Annotated in this window: 2 protein-coding genes; one reads left to right on the forward strand and one right to left on the reverse strand. The window is 68.6% G+C overall.

Annotated features, from left to right (window positions below):
• Positions 1-20 precede the first annotated feature (20 nt).
• On the reverse strand, positions 21-728 hold the full coding sequence (locus K206_RS0125560) for a TetR/AcrR family transcriptional regulator (RefSeq protein WP_020205226.1): 708 nt from the start codon (positions 726-728) through the stop codon (positions 21-23).
• Between the two features lie 325 nt (positions 729-1,053).
• Between K206_RS0125560 and K206_RS0125565 the strand changes: the two genes are divergently transcribed.
• The coding region (locus K206_RS0125565; protein ID WP_043367093.1) for an AMP-binding protein at positions 1,054-2,514 on the forward strand (1,461 nt) is incomplete at its 3' end.

Below are 2,514 nucleotides of genomic sequence, written 5' to 3' on the forward strand. Positions count from 1 at the left end.
GCGGGCCGCCGCAGCCGCGCCTAGGGCTGGCCCAGGGTGCCGCCGGCGCGCCGCAGCGCCGCCCCGACCTCGCCGTAGAACTCCCGCAGCGCCGCCGCGTCCAGGTCCGGCGGCAGCAGCGCCGGCCACAGCAGCGCGACGAGGTCGCGCGCGGTGCGCTCGATGTCAACTTCCCGCTGGCGGGCGATGGCGTCCCACAGGATATGCTCCATCGGCCCGAGGATGGCCGAGCGCAGCAGGCTCAGGGGCAGGTCGGCGCGGATCTCGCCGCTCTCGCGGGCGCGGGCCAGCAGGTCCATCAGCGGCGCGGTGTAGCGGCGCTGCAGCGGCACGAACACCTCGCCCAGCCCCGGCCCCTTGGCGCGGCCTTCGGAGAGCACCAGCGCGCACAGGCCGGTGCCCTGGATCAGGAACAGCCGCAGATGGGTGCGCACGTAGAACTCGAGCTGGGCCTTGGTGCTCTGGCCGCGCGGCAGGCCCGCCTCCACCACGCCGATGATTTCGTCGTACCAGTCTTCGATCACGCGCGCGCAGAGCTCGCGCTTGCCGTGGAAATAGGTGAAGACGGTGGCTTCGGAGATGCCCAGGCGCTGGGCGATCTCGGTGGTGGTGGCGCGCTCGTAGCCGAGCTCGGCGAAGACTTCGCGGCTCACGCGCAGGATGTCGCGGATGCGCTGTTCCGCCTTGGCGCCCGCGGGAAGGCGGCGCCGCGCCGTGATGTCGTCCATCGACCTGTTACCTCGCATGCCGGAAGGCGCTGATTATAGTGCGGCGCGCATGTTGCGACGCAACAAGAAACGGCGCCGCCGGGCCGCCCGCGCGGGCCTTGGCGCGTGTCACGGCATTGTAATTGATCTTTACTCAACTCAAGGTTGCATTTTTTGGGCGCAGCGTGTACTTTTCCTGTCAGCGCGGCCGGCCCAACATGAAAAAAACAGGCCTGGCAACCCAAAAATATGCGCAGCCCGGAACTTGAGCCGTACTCAACTAAGTTGAGCCCGACTCAGGAAACCGGGATCCGGACAAGATAGCGACAGCGCTTTGGAGACGAGTATGACCATGCAGGGTGCGGCTGGCCCATCGACATTGCCCGTGGCGGGCCTGTCCCACGTACGGGGCGAGACCGACACGCCCTTGTCCGAGCTGACGGTGCCGGCGCTGCTGGCCGGGACGGTGGCGCGCTTCCCCGACCGCGAGGCGGTGGTGTTCCGCGAGCAGGGGGTGCGCTGGACCTGGCTGGAGTTCTCGCAGGTGGTCGACGCGATGGCCGGCGGCCTGCGCCTGCTGGGACTGGTGCGCGGCGACCGCATCGGCATCTGGGCGCCGAACCGGGTGGAGTGGCTGGTGACGCAGTTCGCCACCGCGCGCCTGGGGCTGGTGCTGGTCAACATCAACCCGGCGTACCGGCTGTCGGAGCTGGAATATGCGCTCAACAAGGTCGGCTGCAAGGCCATCGTCGCGGCGGAGTCGTTCAAGACCTCGCGCTACCTGGAGATGCTGCAGACGCTGGCGCCGGAACTAGCCACGAGCGAGCCCGGCCACCTGCAGGCCGCGCGCCTGCCGGCGCTGCGCTGGGTGATCCGCATGGGCGCGGAGCGCACGCCGGGCATGCTCAACTACGATGCGCTGCTCGCGCATGGCACGCATGCCATCAAGGGCGAGCTGGACGCCATCAGCGCCTCGCTGGACCGCTACGACCCCATCAACATCCAGTTCACCAGCGGCACCACCGGCGCGCCCAAGGGCGCCACGCTGACGCACCGGAACATCGTCAACAACGCGCGCTTCATCGCGATGGCGATGCGCTTCTCCGAGCAGGACAAGCTGTGCATCCCGGTGCCGTTCTATCACTGCTTCGGCATGGTGCTGGCGGTGCTGGCCTGCGTCTCCACGGGCGCCTGCATGGTATTCCCGGGCGAGGCGTTCGACCCGGTGGCGACGATGGCCGCGGTGAGCGAGGAACGCTGCACCGCGCTGCACGGCGTGCCGACCATGTTCATCGCGCAGCTCGACCACCCCGACTTTGCCAGGTACGATTTCTCCACGCTGCGCACCGGCATCATGGCGGGCTCGCCCTGCCCCATCGAGACCATGAAGCGCGTGATCGCGCAGATGCACATGGCGGAGGTGACGATCGCCTACGGCATGACGGAGACCAGCCCGGTGTCGTTCCAGAGCGCCACCACGGACCCGCTGGAAAAGCGCGTGACCACGGTGGGCCGCGTGCAGCCGCACCTCGAAGTGAAGATCGTGGACGGCGCCGGCGGCATCGTGCCGGTGGGCGAGACGGGCGAGCTGTGCACGCGCGGCTATTCCGTGATGCAGGGCTACTGGGACGACGAGCCGCGCACGCGCGAGGCGATCCGCGACGGCTGGATGCATACCGGCGACCTCGCCACCATCGACGAGGAAGGCTACTGCAACATCGTCGGCCGCGTGAAGGACATGCTGATCCGCGGCGGCGAGAACATCTACCCGCGCGAGATCGAGGAATTCCTGTTCCGCCACCCCAAG

The sequence above is a fragment of the Cupriavidus sp. WS genome (assembly GCF_000395345.1).
Lineage (GTDB): Bacteria > Pseudomonadota > Gammaproteobacteria > Burkholderiales > Burkholderiaceae > Cupriavidus > Cupriavidus basilensis_B.